18 protein-coding genes are annotated in these 20,592 nt (G+C 40.7%); 17 read left to right on the top strand and 1 reads right to left on the bottom strand.

Features of this window, described 5'->3' with window-relative positions; translation table 11 throughout:
* Positions 1–95 precede the first annotated feature (95 nt).
* From purC to purD, 9 genes are read left to right on the top strand one after another with little or no spacing between them, the layout of a single operon-like run.
* Positions 96–809 carry a phosphoribosylaminoimidazolesuccinocarboxamide synthase gene (purC, locus tag G4Z05_RS14960; RefSeq protein ID WP_163252598.1) on the top strand — a complete coding sequence of 238 codons (714 nt, stop codon included), beginning with the start codon at positions 96–98 and terminating at the stop codon, positions 807–809.
* Complete coding sequence (gene purS, locus G4Z05_RS14955) at positions 802–1,056, top strand: phosphoribosylformylglycinamidine synthase subunit PurS (RefSeq protein WP_163252597.1); 255 nt, start codon at positions 802–804, stop codon at positions 1,054–1,056. The genes purC and purS overlap by 8 nt, the downstream gene beginning before the upstream one ends.
* Positions 1,053–1,736 (top strand): phosphoribosylformylglycinamidine synthase subunit PurQ, encoded by a 684-nt coding sequence (purQ, locus tag G4Z05_RS14950; RefSeq protein ID WP_163252596.1) that lies wholly within the window; start codon positions 1,053–1,055, stop codon positions 1,734–1,736. The genes purS and purQ overlap by 4 nt, the downstream gene beginning before the upstream one ends.
* Positions 1,720–3,945, top strand: a complete 2,226-nt coding sequence (gene purL / locus G4Z05_RS14945) for a phosphoribosylformylglycinamidine synthase subunit PurL (RefSeq protein WP_163252595.1) — start codon at positions 1,720–1,722, stop codon at positions 3,943–3,945. Before purQ ends, purL begins: the two co-directional genes overlap by 17 nt.
* A complete protein-coding gene (purF, locus tag G4Z05_RS14940) occupies positions 3,921–5,330 on the top strand; it encodes an amidophosphoribosyltransferase (protein WP_163183416.1) in 1,410 nt (469 codons plus the stop codon). The genes purL and purF overlap by 25 nt, the downstream gene beginning before the upstream one ends.
* A 5-nt stretch (positions 5,331–5,335) precedes the next feature.
* Positions 5,336–6,370, top strand: coding sequence for a phosphoribosylformylglycinamidine cyclo-ligase (gene purM, locus G4Z05_RS14935; RefSeq protein WP_163252594.1), 1,035 nt, complete (start codon positions 5,336–5,338; stop codon positions 6,368–6,370).
* Positions 6,367–6,969 (top strand): phosphoribosylglycinamide formyltransferase, encoded by a 603-nt coding sequence (gene purN, locus G4Z05_RS14930; RefSeq protein WP_038538863.1) that lies wholly within the window; start codon positions 6,367–6,369, stop codon positions 6,967–6,969. The genes purM and purN overlap by 4 nt, the downstream gene beginning before the upstream one ends.
* Complete coding sequence (purH, locus tag G4Z05_RS14925; RefSeq protein ID WP_038538866.1) at positions 6,944–8,482, top strand: bifunctional phosphoribosylaminoimidazolecarboxamide formyltransferase/IMP cyclohydrolase; 1,539 nt, start codon at positions 6,944–6,946, stop codon at positions 8,480–8,482. Before purN ends, purH begins: the two co-directional genes overlap by 26 nt.
* A 16-nt stretch (positions 8,483–8,498) precedes the next feature.
* On the top strand, positions 8,499–9,764 hold the full coding sequence (gene purD, locus G4Z05_RS14920; protein ID WP_163252593.1) for a phosphoribosylamine--glycine ligase: 1,266 nt from the start codon (positions 8,499–8,501) through the stop codon (positions 9,762–9,764).
* 146 nt (positions 9,765–9,910) lie between these two features.
* Here purD and G4Z05_RS14915 read toward each other — a convergent pair whose 3' ends face one another.
* Positions 9,911–10,198, bottom strand: coding sequence for a YgaP family membrane protein (locus tag G4Z05_RS14915; RefSeq protein ID WP_163252592.1), 288 nt, complete (start codon positions 10,196–10,198; stop codon positions 9,911–9,913).
* Positions 10,199–10,353: 155 nt separating this feature from the next.
* On the opposite strand from G4Z05_RS14915, the gene G4Z05_RS14910 reads away from it, so the two are divergent.
* The 8 genes from G4Z05_RS14910 to G4Z05_RS14875 form a co-directional block, all read left to right on the top strand.
* On the top strand, positions 10,354–12,099 hold the full coding sequence (locus G4Z05_RS14910; RefSeq protein WP_163252591.1) for an adenine deaminase C-terminal domain-containing protein: 1,746 nt from the start codon (positions 10,354–10,356) through the stop codon (positions 12,097–12,099).
* Positions 12,100–12,167: 68 nt separating this feature from the next.
* A complete protein-coding gene (locus tag G4Z05_RS14905) occupies positions 12,168–13,208 on the top strand; it encodes a DUF3048 domain-containing protein (RefSeq protein WP_163252590.1) in 1,041 nt (346 codons plus the stop codon).
* A gap of 27 nt (positions 13,209–13,235) precedes the next feature.
* The gene (locus tag G4Z05_RS14900; protein ID WP_038538878.1) at positions 13,236–13,553 is read left to right on the top strand and encodes a YerC/YecD family TrpR-related protein; all 318 of its coding nucleotides are present in this window, start codon (positions 13,236–13,238) and stop codon (positions 13,551–13,553) included.
* 148 nt (positions 13,554–13,701) lie between these two features.
* The gene (pcrB, locus tag G4Z05_RS14895; protein ID WP_163252589.1) at positions 13,702–14,385 is read left to right on the top strand and encodes a heptaprenylglyceryl phosphate synthase; all 684 of its coding nucleotides are present in this window, start codon (positions 13,702–13,704) and stop codon (positions 14,383–14,385) included.
* Positions 14,386–14,450: 65 nt separating this feature from the next.
* The gene (pcrA, locus tag G4Z05_RS14890) at positions 14,451–16,718 is read left to right on the top strand and encodes a DNA helicase PcrA (RefSeq protein WP_163252588.1); all 2,268 of its coding nucleotides are present in this window, start codon (positions 14,451–14,453) and stop codon (positions 16,716–16,718) included.
* 96 nt (positions 16,719–16,814) lie between these two features.
* Complete coding sequence (gene ligA / locus G4Z05_RS14885; protein WP_163252587.1) at positions 16,815–18,821, top strand: NAD-dependent DNA ligase LigA; 2,007 nt, start codon at positions 16,815–16,817, stop codon at positions 18,819–18,821.
* 12 nt (positions 18,822–18,833) lie between these two features.
* A complete protein-coding gene (locus tag G4Z05_RS14880; protein WP_163252586.1) occupies positions 18,834–20,000 on the top strand; it encodes a CamS family sex pheromone protein in 1,167 nt (388 codons plus the stop codon).
* Positions 20,001–20,114: 114 nt separating this feature from the next.
* Positions 20,115–20,592, top strand: a 478-nt coding sequence (locus tag G4Z05_RS14875; RefSeq protein ID WP_205597402.1) for a transposase, incomplete at its 3' end; no start/stop codon positions are given.

Genomic DNA, 20,592 nt, shown 5'->3' with positions numbered 1-20,592 from the left:
CTAAACAAAAATTATACATGAGGGGCATTACCAATTTGGGAAGGCCCCTTTGTTATCAAAAATATTCCCAATATTGAGAATAAGGAGTGTGTCCGATGAAAGAATTGCTTTATGAAGGAAAGGCAAAACGGATTTATAAAACAGAAGATCCGGAGATTGTCCTTGTTGAATACAAGGATTCTGCCACCGCCTTTAATGGACAAAAAAAGGCTGAGATTACCGGTAAAGGCCGTCTAAATAACGAGATTACTAGTTTGATATTTTTAAAACTGAAAGAAAAAGGGATTGACTCACATTTTATCAAGCGCATATCAGAAACTGAACAGCTAGTTAAAAAGGTAACGATTATCCCGCTTGAGGTGGTTGTCCGCAATACAGCAGCTGGAACACTCTCCAAAAGATTGGGAATTGAAGAAGGCCGCCAGCTTTCGTCACCTATCGTTGAATTTTATCTTAAAGACGACCGTTTAGGAGACCCGCTCGTTACAGAGAGCCACATCTTTGAAATCAAAGCGGCAACTGCTGAAGAAATCAATATTTTACGTGAAAAAGCTTTACAAATTAATACTGTTTTATCCAGCTTTTTCAATGAACTTGGCATCAACCTCATCGATTTTAAGCTTGAATTTGGTAAAGATCGCGAGGGGCAAATTTTACTCGCAGATGAAATTTCACCTGACACTTGCAGACTATGGGATAAGCAAACCAATGAAAAGCTCGATAAAGATGTATTTCGTCGCGATTTAGGAAGTTTGACTGAAGCCTATGAAACTATTTTTAAAAGACTTGGAGGTCATCAGCATGTATAAAGTTAAGGTATTTGTCACTTTAAGAGAAAGCGTATTGGATCCTCAGGGAAAGGCGGTTACTAACTCACTTCACTCCTTAAATTATCCGGAAGTGGCGGATGTCCGCATTGGTAAATATATGGAATTGACTATTGAAAAGTCAGATCGTGATATCGATGAAGTTGTGAATGAGATTTGCAGCAAGTTGCTCGCGAACCCGGTAATTGAAAATTACCGTTACGAAGTAGAGGAGGTTGTAGCCCAGTGAAATTTGCGGTCATCGTCTTTCCTGGATCCAATTGTGATATAGACATGTACCATGCGATTAAGGATGAACTCGGGGAAGAAGTCGAATATGTTTGGCATGATACAGAAAGCCTTGAGGAATATGATGGAATCCTTCTCCCTGGCGGTTTTTCGTATGGAGACTACCTTCGTTCAGGAGCCATTGCACGCTTTAGTAGAGTAATGCAAGAGGTGGTTAAAGCGGCAAATGATGGGAAACCAGTACTTGGTGTTTGTAATGGATTCCAAATCTTGCTCGAATCAGGCTTGCTACCTGGGGCAATGAGACGAAACGAAAGCCTTTCATTTATTTGCAAGCCAGTGCAATTAAAGGTTGAAAACAATCAAACCATGTTTACAGGAGAATACGAACTAGGGCAAACCATCACCATCCCTGTCGCACACGGGGAAGGAAACTATTATTGTGATAAAGATACTCTTGCGCGCTTAAAAGCTAATAACCAAATCGTCTTCACATACGAGCAAAACCCTAACGGAAGTCTGGAAAATATTGCTGGAATTATTAATGAAAAAGGCAATGTTCTAGGAATGATGCCGCATCCTGAGAGGGCGGTTGATGAGCTGTTGGGCAGTGCAGACGGTCTAAAAATGTTTCAATCAATCGTAAAAACTTGGAGGGAAGCACATGTTGTTAAAGCTTGAACCAAATCCGGAACAGATTAAAACAGAAAAACTATATCAACAGATGGGATTATCAGATGATGAATTTGCGATGATTGAAAACATTCTTGGCCGGACACCAAACTGGACGGAAACAGGGTTATTTTCTGTCATGTGGTCCGAACACTGCAGCTATAAGAACTCTAAGCCGGTGCTAAAAAAATTCCCGACCACTGGTGAACGCGTCCTTCAAGGACCTGGTGAAGGGGCAGGTATTGTTGACATAGGCGACCAACAGGCGGTGGTATTTAAAATCGAAAGTCATAACCATCCGTCAGCAATTGAACCATATCAAGGAGCGGCTACAGGTGTCGGTGGCATTATTCGCGATGTTTTTTCAATGGGGGCACGCCCAATTGCTCTATTAAACTCCCTTCGTTTTGGGGAACTAGAGTCACCAAGGGTGAAATACTTATTTAAAGAAGTAGTTGCCGGAATTGCTGGTTATGGAAACTGTATTGGAATTCCAACTGTTGGGGGCGAAGTGCAGTTTGATTCTTCTTATGAAGGAAATCCTCTTGTCAACGCTATGTGTGTCGGTCTAATTGATCATAAGGATATCAAAAAGGGTCAGGCACATGGTGTAGGCAATACAGTGATGTATGTCGGTGCAAAAACAGGCCGTGACGGTATCCACGGGGCTACATTTGCTTCAGAAGAATTAACAGAACAATCGGACAAAGACCGCCCAGCTGTTCAGGTTGGCGACCCGTTTATGGAAAAACTTCTATTGGAAGCATGTTTAGAGTTAGTACAATCAGATGCTTTAGTTGGCATTCAGGATATGGGTGCGGCTGGTTTAACTAGTTCCTCTGCTGAAATGGCGAGCAAAGCAGGTATGGGAATTGAAATGAATCTAGATTTAGTTCCACAGCGTGAAACTGGAATGACTGCTTATGAAATGATGCTTTCTGAATCGCAAGAACGGATGTTGATTGTCGTTAAAAAAGGTCGCGAGCAGGAGATCGTTGATTTATTTAACAAATATAATTTAGAAGCTGTTGCTATTGGTAAAGTAACCGATGATAAAAGACTTCGACTGATTCATAATGGAGAAATTGTTGCCGATGTCCCAGTAGATGCTTTAGCTGAGGATGCCCCGGTTTACCATAAGCCATCAAAGGAACCAGCCTACTTTGCTGAATTCCAAGGAATGAAGCCTGAGATTCCACAAGTAGATGATTTAAAAGATACCTTATTAAAACTTTTGAGCCAGCCGACGATAGCAAGCAAGGAATGGGTATATGAACAATATGATTACATGGTTCGTACGAATACCGTAGTTGCACCAGGCTCAGATGCATCAGTTGTCCGAATTCGCGGTACTCGTAAAGCTTTAGCGATGACCACGGATTGTAATTCCCGCTACGTCTATTTAGACCCGGAAACTGGTGGGAAAATTGCAGTAGCAGAAGCGGCACGTAACATTGTTTGTTCCGGAGCAGAGCCATTGGCGATCACGGACAATCTCAACTTTGGAAACCCAGAAAAGCCGGAAGTGTTCTGGCAAATTGAAAAAGCAGCAGACGGAATCAGTGAGGCTTGTCGTGTACTCGACACTCCGGTCATTGGAGGAAATGTTTCTTTATACAACGAAACAAGCGGTACAGCGATTTATCCAACGCCGGTTATCGGTATGGTTGGCCTTGTGACTGATCTTGATCATATTACTACCCAACATTTTAAACAAAAAGGAGACCTAATTTATTTAGTCGGTGAAACGAAGGATGAATTTGGTGGTAGCGAGTTGCAAAAACTCGTTCATGGACGAATTTTTGGTAAGGCACCTGAATTAAATATCCAGCTAGAAAAAGAAAGACAAAGTCAAATTTTGACGGCCATTCGTGCTGGTGTGGTGCAGTCTGCCCATGACGTATCAGAAGGTGGATTAGGAACGGCTTTGGCGGAATGCCTGTTTACCGAAGGCGGACTTGGAGCAGAAGTTAACATTACCGGAAACCCTGTCTCTGCTTTATTCAGTGAAACACAATCCCGTTTCCTCTTATCAGTAAAAAGGGAACATCAAGCAGAGTTTGAAAGTTTAGTAGATGCCAAGCTGATTGGAGAAGTCAATGAGTCAGGCACATTACGCGTGATGGCGGACAATCAGCCTGTACTTGAAGCTTCAGTAGAAGAATTAAAAGCCGCCTGGAAAGGAGCCATCCCATGCTTGCTGAAATCAAGGGATTAAATGAAGAATGTGGTGTGTTTGGTGTGTGGGGACATAAAGATGCATCCCAGCTTACGTATTACGGGCTGCATGCCTTGCAACATCGCGGCCAGGAAGGGACCGGCATTGTGGTCTCTGATGGAAAATCTCTAAAATGCGTAAAAGGCGAAGGGTTAGTAACGGAAATTTTTACAGCAGATCGCATGGCGGAATTAACCGGTACAACTGCTATTGGCCATGTTCGTTATGCCACAGCAGGTGGTGGTGGCTATGAAAATGTCCAGCCGCTCTTGTTCCGCTCGCAAAGCGGAAGCCTAGCATTGGCTCATAATGGAAATCTGGTAAATGCTAATTCTCTTAAGCATCAACTTGAAGCTCAAGGTAGCATTTTTCAAACAAGTTCCGATTCAGAGGTGCTTGCCCATTTGATAAGAAGAAGTGGTTTTTCCAATATGAGCGATAAGGTGAAAAATGCTCTTTCCATGTTAAAAGGAGCATATGCCTATTTAATTTTAACTGAAAATGAATTAATGGTGGCTCTTGATCCACATGGACTAAGGCCGTTGTCATTGGGTTGTCTTGGGGACGCCTATGTGGTTGCATCAGAAACTTGTGCCTTCGACGTAATCGGTGCAGAGTATATCCGTGATATTTTGCCTGGGGAACTTTTGATTATTAACGAGAAAGGACTGACGTCCGAAAGGTTTTCCCACAGTTCAACCAAAGCTATTTGTACAATGGAATATGTTTATTTTTCAAGACCGGATAGCAATATTCAAGGAATCAATGTCCATACCGCTCGTAAAAACATGGGCAAGATATTGGCTCTTGAGGCGCCAATTGATGCGGATGTCGTTACGGGTGTTCCGGATTCAAGCATTTCTGCAGCGATTGGTTATGCGGAGGAAGCGGGAATACCTTATGAAATGGGCCTAATTAAAAACAAATATGTCGGAAGAACCTTTATCCAACCTTCTCAATCCCTCAGAGAGCAAGGGGTAAAAATGAAACTTTCAGCTGTACGCGGAGTTGTGGAGGGCAAGCGGGTTATTATGGTGGATGACTCAATTGTTCGTGGAACAACAAGCAAAAGGATTGTAAATCTGCTGAAAGAAGCGGGAGCAACAGAGGTGCATGTGGTAATCAGCTCTCCTCCAATTAAAAATCCTTGTTTTTACGGAATTGATACGTCAACGAAAGAGGAATTAATTGCTTCTGATAAATCGGTCGAAGAGATTAGACAGATCATTGGTGCCGACTCTTTAACATTTCTTAGCCTTGAAGGCATGATGAAGGCGCTTGGCCAAACAGAAGGAACTCAAGGTTTTTGCACGGGATGTTTTACCGGTGATTACCCGACCGAAATTTATTCTGATACACTGCAATATTACTACCAAAAGGGGTGACAGCCGTGGCAAATGCATACAAACAAGCAGGTGTAGATATCGAAGCAGGCTATGAAGCGGTGGAAAGAATGAAAAAGCATGTGCAAAAAACAGCCAGAGCCGGCGTGCTTGGAGGACTTGGTGGCTTTGGTGGCATGTTTGACCTATCTGCCTTAAATGTCAAAGAACCTGTATTGGTGTCAGGCACCGATGGGGTCGGTACGAAACTTAAGATTGCTTTCATGATGGACCGTCATGATACGATTGGAATGGACGCAGTGGCGATGTGTGTGAATGATATTGTTGTTCAAGGGGCAGAGCCACTATATTTTTTAGATTATATTGCCTGCGGTAAAGCCGTTCCTGAAAAAATCGAGGCGATTGTCAAAGGTGTTGCTGAAGGATGCGAGCAGGCTGGATGTGCATTGATCGGGGGAGAAACAGCGGAAATGCCGGGACTCTATCGGGAAAATGAATATGATCTTGCCGGATTTGCGGTAGGAGTTTGTGAAAAATCGGCATTGATTACCGGAGAATCTATTAAACCGGGAGATGTTCTTATCGGGCTAGCCTCAAGCGGCATACACAGTAATGGCTATTCTCTTGTTCGGAAAGTTTTTAATAATTGGTCATTAATTGAGTTTGTCGATGAGCTTGGCTGCACTTTAGGTGAAGAACTATTGAAGCCAACAAAAATTTATGTAAAACCGATATTGTCTTTATTGAAGAAAGTTAACGTCAAAGGCATGGCTCACATCACTGGCGGCGGTTTTATAGAAAATATCCCGAGAATGTTGCCAGCTGGTCTTGGGGCGGAAATAAATGAAAAAAGCTGGGACATTCCAAATATTTTTAAACTGATTTCCGAGATTGGACAAATTGAGTACAGCCAAATGTATAACATTTTTAATATGGGGATCGGAATGGTAATTGCCGTCGAACCGAAAGATGCGGATGCGGTACTTGAGCATTTTCAACAATGTGGCGAAACGGCAAAGAAAATCGGTGTGGTAACCGATCAAGAAGGCATCATCATTAATGGACGTGGTGGCCTCCTATGAAAAATTTTGCGGTATTTGCATCAGGGAGTGGAAGTAATTTTCAAGCTATTGTTGATGCCGTTAAAGCGGGTGAAATAACAGCGAACCTCTCCTTGCTTGTTTGTGATAAGCCGGGAGCTTATGTGGTCCAAAGAGCGAATCAAGCCAGAATTCCAACCTTCGTGTTTAATCCGAAAGACTATCCAACCAAAGCTGATTTTGAAAAAGAAATTGTTATGCTTTTAAAGGATAGAAATATTGACCTCATTGTACTAGCTGGTTATATGCGTTTGATCGGGCCGACTCTTCTTAAAGAATACGAGGGACGAATTGTAAATATTCATCCTTCACTTCTGCCAGACTTTCCGGGCAAAGATGCGATTGGCCAAGCATTAGCCGCAAAAGCAAAATGGAGCGGTGTGACCATTCATTATGTGGATGAAGGAATGGATACAGGCCCTATCATTGTAAGAGAACGGGTACGGATTGAAGAGAATGAAACTAGAGAAAGCTTGCAAAAGAAAATCCAAGAGAAAGAACATAAGCTTTATCCATCGATACTGCAAATGCTGTTGACAAGAGAGGATGTAAATCATGACAAAAAAACGTGCGCTAATTAGTGTCTCAGATAAAAGTGGTGTAGGTGAATTTGCTAAGGAATTAGCCAGCTTAGGCTTTGAAATTATTTCTACCGGTGGTACGAAAAAAATGCTTGAGGAACAAGGGATACCGGTAATCGGAGTTAGCGATGTTACTGGGTTTCCAGAAATATTAGAGGGACGTGTCAAAACGTTAAATCCAATGATTCATGGTGGCCTGCTGGCTAAACAGGATGATGAAAACCATAGAAAGCAGCTTGAAGAGCATGGAATTGACCCAATTCAGATTGTTTGTGTCAATTTATATCCATTCCAGCAGACAATTGAAAAGCCGGATGTTACAGTGGAGGATGCGATAGAAAATATTGATATTGGTGGACCGGCAATGCTTCGTGCCTCTGCGAAAAATCATGACTATATTACAGTTGTGGTTGATCCGGCTGATTATAGGACGGTACTTGAAGAATTAAAAGCGGACGGTAAAACTACACTTGAAACGAGAAGAAGGTTAGCGGCCAAGGTCTTCCGACATACAGCAGCTTATGATGCGTTAATTGCAGAATACATGACGAACCTAGCGCAGGAGGAAACGCCAGAAAAATTAACGGTTACTTATGAATTAAAGCAACCTCTACGCTATGGTGAAAATCCACATCAACAGGCAGCATTTTATCAAAAACCACTTGGCTCTAAGTTCTCGATTGCCTATGCCAAACAGCTTCATGGAAAGGAACTATCCTATAATAATATCAATGATGCGGATGCGGCTCTGCAAATTGTGAAGGAATTCCAAAAGCCAGCGGCAGTCGCGGTGAAGCATATGAATCCTTGCGGTGTCGGAACAGGGGAAACCTTGTTTGAGGCATTTGAGAAAGCTTTTTCAGCAGACCCTGTATCTATTTTTGGTGGAATCATTGCCTTGAACCGTGAAGTGGATGTGGAAACAGCCAAGAAATTGCATGAAATTTTTCTAGAGATTATTATTGCTCCATCGTTTACAGAAGAAGCGCTGACAGTGTTGACAGCCAAAAAGAATTTGCGTCTTTTAACTATTTCGTTTGATCATGGGTCTAAAAAGGAAAAGAAATTAACTTCCATTGAGGGTGGATTACTTGTACAAGATCAAGACTGTTTCACCTTAGATGATGCCAATATCACCATCCCAACCAAAAGACAGCCAACAGATGAAGAGTGGGAAGCCTTGAAGCTTGGCTGGAAGGTTGTAAAACATGTCAAGTCCAATGCTATTGTGGTGTCTCAAAAGGATATGACAATTGGGATCGGCGCTGGACAAATGAACCGTGTCGGTGCAGCAGAAATTGCGCTTAAGCAGGCGGGCAGCAAAGCAGAAGGAGCAGCCCTTGCTTCTGATGCCTTTTTCCCAATGGATGATACAGTAGAAGCTGCAGCGAAAGCAGGTATCACTGCGATTATTCAGCCTGGCGGCTCCATCCGTGATGCAGATTCCATAAAGAAAGCTGATGAATATGGAATTGCCATGGTGTTTACTGGGGTAAGACATTTCAAACATTAATCCGAGGTGAAGAATGGTGAAGGTTTTAGTGATTGGCCGCGGTGGTCGTGAGCATGCGATTTGCCGAAAAGTCAGTGAAAGTCCATTGGTAGAGAAAGTTTATGTTGCACCAGGTAATGTTGGAATGACAGATGTGGCAGAGCTTGTACCGATTGAGGAGTCCAGCCATGATCAGCTAATTCAGTTTGCAAAAGATAAAGAGGTTGGTTTAACCATTATTGGACCTGAGGTTCCGTTGCTTGAAGGACTGGCAGATCGATTCTTGGACGCCGGTTTAAAGGTTTTTGGTCCTTGTAAAGTAGCGGCGGAAATTGAAGGTAGCAAGTCATTTGCCAAAGAATTAATGAAAAAATATCAAATTCCAACGGCTAATTATGCGGTATTTACTAACTTTGAAGAAGCTCGGCTTTATGTGGAAGAAAAGGGCGCGCCTATTGTGATAAAAGCGGACGGACTAGCGGCAGGAAAAGGGGTTACCGTCGCTATGACTAAAGAGGAAGCAATTGCAAGCCTTGAAAGTATGCTTTTGGGAAAACAGTTTGGTGATGCCTCTTCCCAAGTGGTAATAGAAGAATTTTTAAGCGGTGAGGAATTTTCCTTAATGGCTTTTGTAAACGGAGACGTGGTTATTCCACTAGAAATCGCCCAAGATCATAAGCGGGCGTTTGATGGTGATCAAGGTCCAAATACAGGTGGTATGGGTGCTTACTCACCTGTCCCGCAAATTGGCTCAGATATCGTAAAGACAGCAGTTGATACGATTTTAATTCCTACTGCTAAAGCGATGGTTGCTGAAGGACGGAGTTTTACTGGAATTTTATACGCGGGCCTTATCAAGACAGTAGACGGCCCTAAAGTCATTGAATTTAACGCCCGTTTCGGAGACCCAGAAACACAGGTGATTTTGCCAAGGTTAAAATCTGATTTAGTTCAAGTCATTTTAGAGCTTTTGGATGGTGGCTGTCCGGAGCTTAATTGGGATCATCAAGCAATGCTTGGAGTAATTGTTGCTTCCAATGGGTATCCTGAGGCTTATCAAAAAGGTGCCGTCATAAAGGGACTATCTGAAATGGATACAACTACTTATGTATTCCATGCAGGGACGGCAAAAAACGATGCAGATGAATTGGTCACTGCAGGCGGTCGCGTCCTCCTTGTTGGTGCCAAGGCTGGCACTCTCCATGAAGCCAAGGATAAAGTGTACAATGAGCTTAAAAAATTGAACTGTGATGGAGTGTTTTATCGAAAGGACATTGGTTCGAAAGCTATTGCACATGCATGATCAAAAAGTAAAGTAATAAGGCTACTGACAATTCCAATAAGAGCAAACGATAGTTGAAAGAACTATTCCTCAATCACATCTTCCTTTCAAGGGCTGCCTGTCCATTGGCAGCCCTTTGATACTTTACTGGTATCCCTTAATAAAGATTAAGTCGGGTTATACGGTACCATCTCATCAGTTGTTTTGCTATCGGTATTTGTGGATACAGAATCGGATTCCTTTGTCATCCCCTGACATTTTTGCAGAAATGCCGTCATCGGGCAGTAACGGACAATTCCTTCAGCTACCTTCATAGCCGAGCAAATGGCTACCAAAAAATACGAATCCTTCCATGGCCATTTTACCATTTTTGCAGTACTCCAAGATAAGAAGGTTAAGCCAAGTGTGATGCGAACTAGCGCATTTAATATTCCGATATTTGGTTTTACATTCATTTTGTTCACCCTTTCACAACTTTTTTACATTATTTATCAATTCTTCACTGCTTAAATAGATGAAATATGGTAGTATAATTTTGTAAGGGTTTTCTTTATTGAAATTAATGAATCATTTTATATATATAGAACAATTTAAGAGGGAGGGACTGTGTATGCTTGAGCAACGTTACCGCTGGAAAAATAAACAATTACGCATGCATGTATCCGTTTTGGATGGGAAGGCTTCTCCCACCATTTTGTTGAAAAACGCCTTATATTTAAATCAGACGTTTCGAAAGTGGATGAGAGCTAATATATGGATTTATGAAGATCGGATTGTTTATGTAGGAGATCAAATGCCTTCATTATTAAATAATTGTGAAATCATCGATTGTACGAACGAAATTCTTGTACCAGGGTATATTGAACCACATGCACATCCGTTTCAATTATATAATCCCCATACACTTGCTGCTTATGCATCGCAATTTGGTACAACTACACTAATTAATGACAATATGGCCCTTGCTTTAAACTTTAAGAAAAGGGAAGCGTTTTCATTATTAAGAGATCTTCGTACAATTCCAACTACGATGTTTTGGTGGTGTCGATTTGACTCCCAAACAGAGATTTTAAATGAGGAAGAAAAATTTTCACACAGTAATGTTAAGTCGTGGCTTGAACATGATGCCGTGCTGCAAGGAGGAGAGTTGACCGGCTGGCCGAAGCTGCTTGATGGTGATGACATGATGCTTCATTGGATTCAAGAAGCCAAGCGTTTGCGTAAGAAAATTGAAGGACATTTTCCAGGCGCTTCTGAAAAAACATTGGCGAAAATGATGCTGCTTGGGGCAGATTGCGACCATGAAGCAATGACAGGAGAAGAGGTCTATCACCGATTAATGCAGGGATATATGGTATCTTTGAGGCATTCGTCTATACGGCCTGACTTGCCAACCCTTTTGGATGATTTGAAGAGGTTGGGGATTGACACTTATGATCGATTCATCTTTAATACAGATGGTTCTTCATCTTCCTTTTACGAGCAGGGGATGACTGACCATATGATTCGGATGGCCATTGAAAAAGGGATACCGACTATCGATGCTTATAATATGGCTACTATTAATATTGCTCGATACTACAATATCGATTATTTAATTGGGATGATTGCTACCGGCCGGGTTGCGAATATCAACTTTTTATCAAGTATGGAAAACCCTACTCCTGTTTCCGTCCTTGCAAAAGGAAAATGGGTAAAGAGAGATGGATTAAAGGTGGAGGATGCATATCCAGCCATTGATTGGATCGAGTATGGATTAAAGTCAATGGAATTGGATTGGGAATTATCGATGGATGATCTGCAATTTTCAATGCCTTTTGGAATAAAAATGGAAAATTCAGTTATTACCAAACCGTATTCCATTTCCATTGATGTGTCAGGTGATCATCTTTCAAACGATCATGATGAATGTTTCTTTACATTGATTGACCGAAAGGGAAAATGGAGAATTAACACATTATTAAAAGGTTTCGCAACTAATTTGTCAGCACTTTCTAGTTCATTTTCAAATACAGGCGATATTATTTTAATAGGGAAAAATAAACATGACATGATGTTTGCTTTTAATAGAATGAGAGAATTAGGCGGGGGAATTGTTTTAGTAGAAAATGGAGAAATCGTATGTGAATTGCCGCTTCCTTTAGGAGGCATCATGTCAGATCTATTTATTGAAGATTTAATGGTCCAGGAAAAAAGGCTGTTCGAAGAGTTGGCCAAACGCGGTTATTCTTTCTCTGATCCCATTTACAGTTTACTATTCTTCTCTTCGACTCATTTGCCATACATTCGAATTACTCAACAAGGAATGTATGATGTTATGAAAAAAACGGTACTCTTTCCTTCAATAATGCGTTAAACTATAATTAATTAAAGTTTTAAAGTATGAAAGAAAGGTGACCGGGAAGGGATATAGGGGGATAAGGCATGAAAAAGTGGGCTATTGTTGCAGCAGCATTTCTAATGCTGCTTACTGGATGTAGTGAGAAAAAATCAGTAGAAAAGCCGAAAGAGAATGGAAAAGTGGTTGACCACGTGACTGGACAGGAAGAGGAACATCAAGAGCCTGCTTATTCTTATCCACTAACAGGTAAGAAATCTGAAGAAAAAACGGATGGAAGAGCAGTGGCGGTTATGATTAACAATCATCCTAAAGCAAGGCCACAATCAGGATTAAATAAAGCTGATCTCATCTATGAAATTTTGGCGGAAGGGGATGTGACACGCTTCCTTGCTGTATTTCAAAGTGAAATGCCGGTTAATATAGGACCGGTACGAAGTGCAAGAGATTACTACATTGAGCTTGCCAAGGGGTTAAAAGCCTTATTTATTGCTCACGGATACAGCCCAGAAGCCAAGAAAATGCTTGAAAGCAATTATATTGATAATATAAACGGAATAGCTTATGATGGTACATTGTTCAAACGGTCCACTTCCCGTAAAGCACCACATAATTCTTATATTACTTATGAAAATGTATTAAAAGGGGTGGAGTTGAAAAATTACTCCATGGACGAAACTCCGCCAAGTTTTCACTTTTTAACGGAAGAACAACAAACTGCATTAACAGGTAGTGAGGCAAAAATAATCAAGGTTACTTATTCCAAAAGAGGAACTTCCAATTCGACTTATGAGTTTGATCCTAGTTTGGGTAAGTACAAAAGGTTTTCTGGAGGAGAACTAACGATTGATTTGGACTCCAAGGAACCAGTGCTGCTCGATAATATTTTCATCATTGAGGCTGAACATAAGGTGATTGATTCAGAAGGCCGTAGGGAGATTGACTTAGCAACGGGTGGAAAAGCTTATTTATTTCAGATGGGAAAAGTGAATGAAATAACCTGGGAAAATAAAGAAGGAAGGATCATTCCAGTTAAGGATGGCAATGAGGTTCCACTCGTTCCAGGAAAAACATGGGTCAATGTGGTACCGCGATTATCAGAAAGCGTTTCATTCGATGGCCAATAAATTCTGATCGGTAAAGGAGTAAAGTAAATGCAAATAGATAAATTACGAGGCAAAGAATTGGATCAACTATTTAAAGCAGTCCTTTCACTGAAGGATTTGGAAGAATGTTATCGTTTTTTTGATGATTTATGCACAATCAATGAAATTCAAGCATTGGCTCAACGTTTAGATGTGGCAAGAATGCTTCGTGAAGGGAATACGTATCATAAAATTGAAGCAGAAACAGGAGCAAGTACAGCTACTATTTCACGGGTGAAGCGATGCTTGAATTTTGGAAATGATAGTTATGAAATGGTGTTAGAACGTATTAAAGAAGAAGAGAATAGTAAAGCTTCAGAAGTATAATCCGGCCGAAGAGAGTACTCTTCGGTTTTTCTTTTTGAATGGGCGGCGTTGCCCTGATTTTCCAATTATAGATTCATTGTTTTGTTTTTGTATCGATTAGGCTAATGCTATAATGTTTTAATGGAAAGATTTAAGGGAGGCTCCATATATGTATGACTTTCGTGAATGGCGTCATGTGTTTAAACTTGATCCAAATAAAGAAATTTCCGATGAACATCTCGAAAAGATATGCGAGTCTGGAACAGATGCTGTAATTGTCGGTGGAACAGATGGGGTAACCCTTGAAAATGTTCTGGATTTAATGGCGAGAATCCGCCGCTATACCGTTCCATGTGTCTTGGAGGTTTCGAGAATAGAAACGGTTACACCGGGATTTGATCTTTACTTTATCCCGACTGTACTAAACAGCAATGACCCAAAATGGATTACCGGTCTTCACCATCAGGCTGTGAAGGAATTTGGAGAGATCATGAATTGGGACGAAATTGTCATGGAGGGTTATTGCATTCTTAATGGTGATTGCAAAGCGGCCAAGCTGACCTCGGCAAAGGTCGATTTAATGAAAGATGATGTAAAGGCATATGCAATGATGGCTGAAAAGATGTTTCAGCTTCCTATATTTTATATCGAATATAGTGGAAAATTGGGCGATGCAGAGCTCGTGGCCGAAGTAAAAAAACAGCTTAAAAACACGACTCTTTTCTATGGTGGAGGAATTTCTACATTGGAGCAGGCTCAAGAAATGGCTAAGCACGCCGATGTAATTGTAGTAGGAAACATCATTTATGAGAACCTAGATCAAGCTTTAGAGACAGTAAACAGTGTCCGCTAGAACTCGCTTGAAAGAGGGATAAATGATAAAATTAGAACAAATGTTTGTTTCTGGTGGTGAAAAAATTGCAATATTTAACTGATAAATTGTTAAACGGCTTAAACCCCGAGCAGAAAAGAGCTGTGAAGACTACAGAAGGTCCGTTATTGATTATGGCCGGCGCGGGAAGTGGTAAAACGAGAGTATTAACTCACCGGATTGCTTATTTAATTGTGGAAAAGCGAGTAAACCCGTATAACATATTGGCGATCACTTTTACCAATAAAGCAGCTCGAGAAATGAAGGAAAGAATTGCAAAGATGATGGGCGGTGCTGCTAATGACATCTGGATTTCCACGTTTCACTCCATGTGCGTAAGAATTCTTCGAAGAGATATCGATCGGATTGGTTTTAACCGAAACTTTACAATTTTAGACACTGGAGATCAACAATCAGTAATAAAAGGAATATTAAAGGAGAAAAACCTTGATCCGAAAAAATTTGATCCTCGTGCGATTTTGGGATCGATTAGTTCGGCTAAAAATGAGCTTATTACACCGGAGGAATATACGAAAACGGCTGGTGGGTACTATGAACAGGTCGTAAGCGAAATATATGAGGAATACCAGAAAAAGCTGAGGAAAAATCAGGCGCTGGATTTTGACGATTTAATTATGAAAACTATTCAATTGTTTCAGCGTGTTCCGGAAGTACTTGAATATTATCAACGTAAGTTTCAGTATATTCATGTAGATGAGTATCAAGATACGAACAAAGCTCAATATTTGCTTGTAAAGCTGTTGGCTAACCGCTTCAAAAACCTATGCGTTGTTGGGGATTCCGACCAATCCATTTACCGGTGGAGAGGGGCGGATATTACCAATATCCTTTCGTTTGAAAAAGATTACCCCAATGCTACGGTTATACTCCTTGAACAAAACTACCGCTCTACGAAAAGAATTCTCCAAGCGGCAAATAAGGTCATTGAAAACAATTTAAATCGGAAGCCGAAGAACTTATGGACAGAAAACCCGGAAGGAAATAAAATTGTTTATTACCGTGCGGACAGTGAGCAAGGGGAAGCACAATTTGTTGCTGGAAAAATTAAAGAACTTACCCGTGAAGGCGGACATAAACTATCCGATATGGCCATTCTTTATCGGACGAATGCTCAATCCCGTGTAATGGAGGAAGTACTCTTAAAATCAAACATAAACTACACGATTGTTGGCGGTACGAAATTCTATGACAGAAAAGAAATAAAGGATATGCTTGCCTATTTGCGCCTCATCTCCAATCCTGACGATGATATCAGCTTGATCCGAGTCATCAACGTACCTAAGCGCGGAATAGGTTCCAGTTCTCTTGACAAAATTGCTGACTTCGCAGCGATGCATGATATGTCTATTTTTCAGGCACTCGAGTCCATTGAATTAATTGGCTTAAGCCCGAAAATCACTAAGGCTGCCGCTGGGTTTCGGGATTTAATAAAAAACTATACACAAATGCAGGAGTATCTTTCTGTCACGGAATTGGTTGAAGAAATTCTTGAAAAAACCGGCTATTTGGACATGCTAAAGGCGGAAAAGTCACTGGAAGCTCAAAGCCGTATTGAAAACTTAGAAGAATTTTTATCGGTAACCAAAAACTTTGAGGAAACCAATGAGGATAAGAGTTTGGTGGCGTTCCTAACAGATTTGGCTCTTGTAGCTGATATCGATTCCATGGATGATGATGAAGAAAAGGCAGATGCCGTTGTTCTGATGACTTTGCACTCCGCAAAAGGGCTTGAATTTCCGGTCGTTTTCCTTATCGGGATGGAAGAAGGAGTATTCCCGCATACTCGATCGCTTACAGAAGAAGCCGAAATGGAAGAAGAACGCCGTCTTGCTTATGTCGGGATTACAAGGGCAGAGGAGAGCCTATTCTTGACAAACGCCAAAATGAGAACATTATTTGGACGTACCAATATGAATCCGGCTTCTCGTTTCATAAGTGAAATTCCTGAAGATCTTTTAGAAGAAGTTGAACCTGTAATAAGGAATTCATCATTTGGGTCTAGAGGATTCGGTTCGTCGGGGCCTTCGTATAAAATGGCCACAAGTACTTTTGGCGGAGGAGGTTTTTCATCAGCCTCTCCTAGAAAACCAGTAATGCGTCCCGTTTCAGCAACTTCTAGCGGTAATGATGTAGTCTGGAAGGTTGGCGATAAAGCCGAACACGGTAAATGGGGAGTCGGAACAGTGGTAAGTGTCAAAGGCGAAGGGGAAGGAACCGAGCTTGATATTGCTTTTCCAAGTCCAACGGGTATCAAACGCCTTTTGGCTAAATTTGCTCCGATTAAAAAAGTATAAGGAGAAAAATACCTGAAAGTTTGCAAGTTAGCAGCAAAAATCAACAGTCATGCTTTTTAATAAAACGGTGGAATTTGTTAGGAAAGGGCTGGATTTATGGATTTGCGAAACGCTGAAAAGAGAATCATTGAATTACGAAACTTATTAAACCAATATGGCTATGAATATTATGTTTTAGATAAACCGTCCGTTCCTGATGCGGAATATGACCGCTTAATGCAGGAACTTTTGGCGCTTGAAGAGCAGTTTCCTGAACTGAAAACACCGGATTCACCTTCCGAAAGGGTGGGCGGTGCTGTCCTTGACATGTTTGAAAAAGTTGAACACCGGACACCGATGTTAAGCTTGGGAAATGCGTTTAATGAACAAGACCTTAGGGATTTTGACCGCCGTATCCGGCAAGCTGTTGGCAATGATTTTTCCTATGTATGTGAGCTGAAAATTGATGGTCTAGCTGTTTCATTGCGATATGAGGACGGATTATTTATACAAGGTGCTACCCGTGGTGATGGGACTATTGGAGAAGATATTACGGCAAATCTAAAAACAATTAAGTCGATTCCACTCCGTTTAACAGAACCTGTTTCTATTGAAGTTCGTGGTGAGGCTTTTATGCCTAAGCGTTCCTTTGAAGCATTGAATGAGGCAAGGAAGGAGCGGGGAGAGGAGCTATTTGCCAATCCTCGCAATGCGGCAGCAGGATCACTCCGTCAGTTGGACCCGAAAATTGCCGCTTCAAGAAAGTTAGATATCTTTTTATACGGGATCGGAAATGTCTCAGAAATAGGGATTGAATCCCATAGTGAAGGACTAGATTACTTAGATCAGCTTGGATTTAAAACAAATAAGGAACGGAAAAAGTGTGCAACGATCGAAGATGTCATCGAGTTTGTTAATAGCTGGGTAGAGAAACGTCCACATCTGCCATACGAAATTGATGGGATTGTTATAAAGGTGGATTCTTTTGCTCAGCAGGCAGCACTTGGAACAACAGCCAAAAGCCCACGCTGGGCCATTGCTTATAAATTTCCTGCTGAAGAAGTAATTACTACATTAAAGGACATTGAACTAAGTGTCGGTAGAACAGGAGTAGTTACGCCAACAGCCATTTTAGAGCCAGTCAAAGTAGCTGGTACTACTGTTCAGCGGGCATCCTTGCACAATGAAGATTTAATCCGGGAAAAAGATATAAAAATCGGAGATAAAGTAGTTATTAAAAAAGCCGGAGATATTATTCCGGAAGTAGTTAATGTACTGGCTGATCAACGTACGGGTGAAGAGAAAGATTTTTACATGCCGACTCATTGTCCAGAATGTGAAAGTGAGCTCGTCCGTCTTGAAGGAGAAGTTGCCTTACGTTGTATTAATCCGAAATGTCCGGCCCAAATTCGTGAAGGATTAATTCATTTTGTCTCAAGAGATGCTATGAATATTGAAGGCTTGGGAGAAAAAGTCATCAGCCAGCTTTTTGCCAATCAATTAATCAGCAATGTCGCTGATATTTATAAACTGACAAGAGAACAGCTTATTGGACTTGAACGGATGGGAGAAAAATCTATATCCAATTTGTTAAAGGCTATTGAAGCTTCAAAGAGTAATTCACTAGAAAAACTTTTATTTGGCCTTGGTATACGTCATGTTGGAGCAAAAGCAGCAAAAACATTGGCACAAGAATTCGGCACCATGGAAAAGTTGGCCTCTGCTTCAAAAGAACAGTTAATGGCCATTAATGAGATTGGTAATAAAATGGCTGATTCGATTGTGAGCTTTTTTGAACAAGAAGAAGCGAAAGAACTTTTACAGGAGTTATCAGCCGTTGGTGTAAACATGGAATATAAAGGGGCAAAACCTGTTTCGGCTCAGGAATCCGATTCCATTTTTTCAGGAAAAACAGTTGTCCTTACAGGAAAATTAGAACAGTTAACAAGAAATGAAGCGAAAGAAAAAATTGAAGCCCTTGGTGGTAAGGTTACAGGCAGTGTCAGCAAAAAGACCGATCTTGTCATAGCTGGAACAGAGGCAGGATCGAAACTCACAAAGGCACAAGAGCTGGGAATAGAAGTTTGGGACGAGGAGAAGCTTCTTGAAGAATTAAATAAGTAGAGGTGGAACAAAGTGAGAAAACTCTCATTGGTCGCACTCTCTCTTATCTTTCTGCTAAGTGCTTGTGCACCAAGCATTGGAAAACAAAATGAAGTAGTCCAAACAAAGGAGAAGGATAAAGGAAAGGCGATTATTCCAAAGTATAATATTTCTGATAATTATTATCGAACTATTTTGCCCTTTGAATCAGGAGCAGCGCGCGGTTTGGTGGTTAATAATATAAATACAAGATTTGACTTAAATGAATTCGAGATCGGGTTAATGAGAATTGCGCAAAATAGTTTTGATACAGAAAAGTATTTTTTTCGCGAGGGTCAGGAAATTAAGGAAAAGACCATTAAACAGTGGCTTAATCGTAAATATACGCCAGAACAAGCCAAGGCTAATGGAATAAAAGAATCTGAAAATATTGGCTTAAACCCGGTAGACACGGGCCCTGTTGGCGAACCGAGCAGCCCCATCTATTTAGCTCATATTTTAGAACATGACTACTTAACAAAAGACGATGACGGAAATGTTTCACTTGCTGGCATGACCATTGGGCTTGCCTTAAATTCAACCTATTATTATAAAATTCAAGCTGAAAACGGTGGAACGATCCAAAAAGAACAGAAAATTGACCATGATGATATGGTGCGAGAAGGGAAAAAAATAGCGGAGGAAGTAGTGAAAAGAATTCGTAATATGAAAAACCTTGCTGATATTCCAATCACTATTGGTCTGTTTGCCCAAGAGAGCAAAACATCAGTTGTACCTGGGAATTTCTTCGCCTATACAACGGTGGATAAAGGAAGTTCAACCATTAATGGATGGGAACCTATTAATGAAAAATACTTCTTATTCCCTTCAAGCAAAGCAGAGGAAGCCCATAGAGATGATGTCATTGCTTTTAAAAACTTTAAGCAAGATGTAGAAAAATATTTTCCTAACTTTAACGGTGTGATTGGGCGAGCTTTTTATGTAGGTGACCAGTTGCATGAACTGAATATTACCATCCCAATCCAATTTTATGGAAAAACAGAGGGGATCGGTTTCACACAATATGTAACAGGTCTAGTGATGGAGCATTTTCCAGAATATATTTCTGTCACTGTGAGTGTAACCTCTGTTGATGGCCCTGAATCGCTTATTGTCCGAAAAGCGAATGAAAAGGAACCATTTGTTCACATATATCAATAAAAATAATCCGACTTTTTGTCGGATTATTTCAGACTGTCGACAAAATCCTTTTTTAAAGGATTTTGTCGACATTTTTTGTATAATTATGTCATAGAATATCGAGGTGATATTGAAATGCTTACTAAAAATACACAAGTAAATCGAGATCAATTAGAAATGATTACTTTAGACCAGCTGGTTCCTGAAAATCACTTGGTTCGTAAGATAGAAGCTGCTATTGATTTTTCATTTATATATAAATTAGTTGAGAATATGTATTCATCTGAACGTGGTCGTCCAAGTATTGACCCTGTTGTATTAATTAAGATGGCTTTTATTCAATATACCTTCGGTATTCGCTCTATGCGCAAAACTATTGAAGAAATTGAAACAAACCTTGCTTATCGTTGGTTCTTAGGTTTTGGGTTTCATGATAAAGTCCCCCACTTCTCAACCTTCGGAAAAAACTATGAAAGACGTTTCAAGGATACAGATCTATTTCAAAAAATCTTCTACCGCATTCTAAAAGAAGCTTCTGATAAAAAGTTGATTAGTGCTGAACATGTATTTATTGATTCTACGCATGTTAAAGCAAGTGCAAATAAACGTAAAT

It is taken from the genome of Neobacillus thermocopriae (assembly GCF_010975035.1).
GTDB classification, from domain to species: Bacteria; Bacillota; Bacilli; order Bacillales; family Cytobacillaceae; genus Neobacillus; species Neobacillus thermocopriae.
The sequence above is the reverse complement of the archived record's forward strand: the minus strand, read 5'-3'. Positions and strand labels throughout refer to the sequence as shown.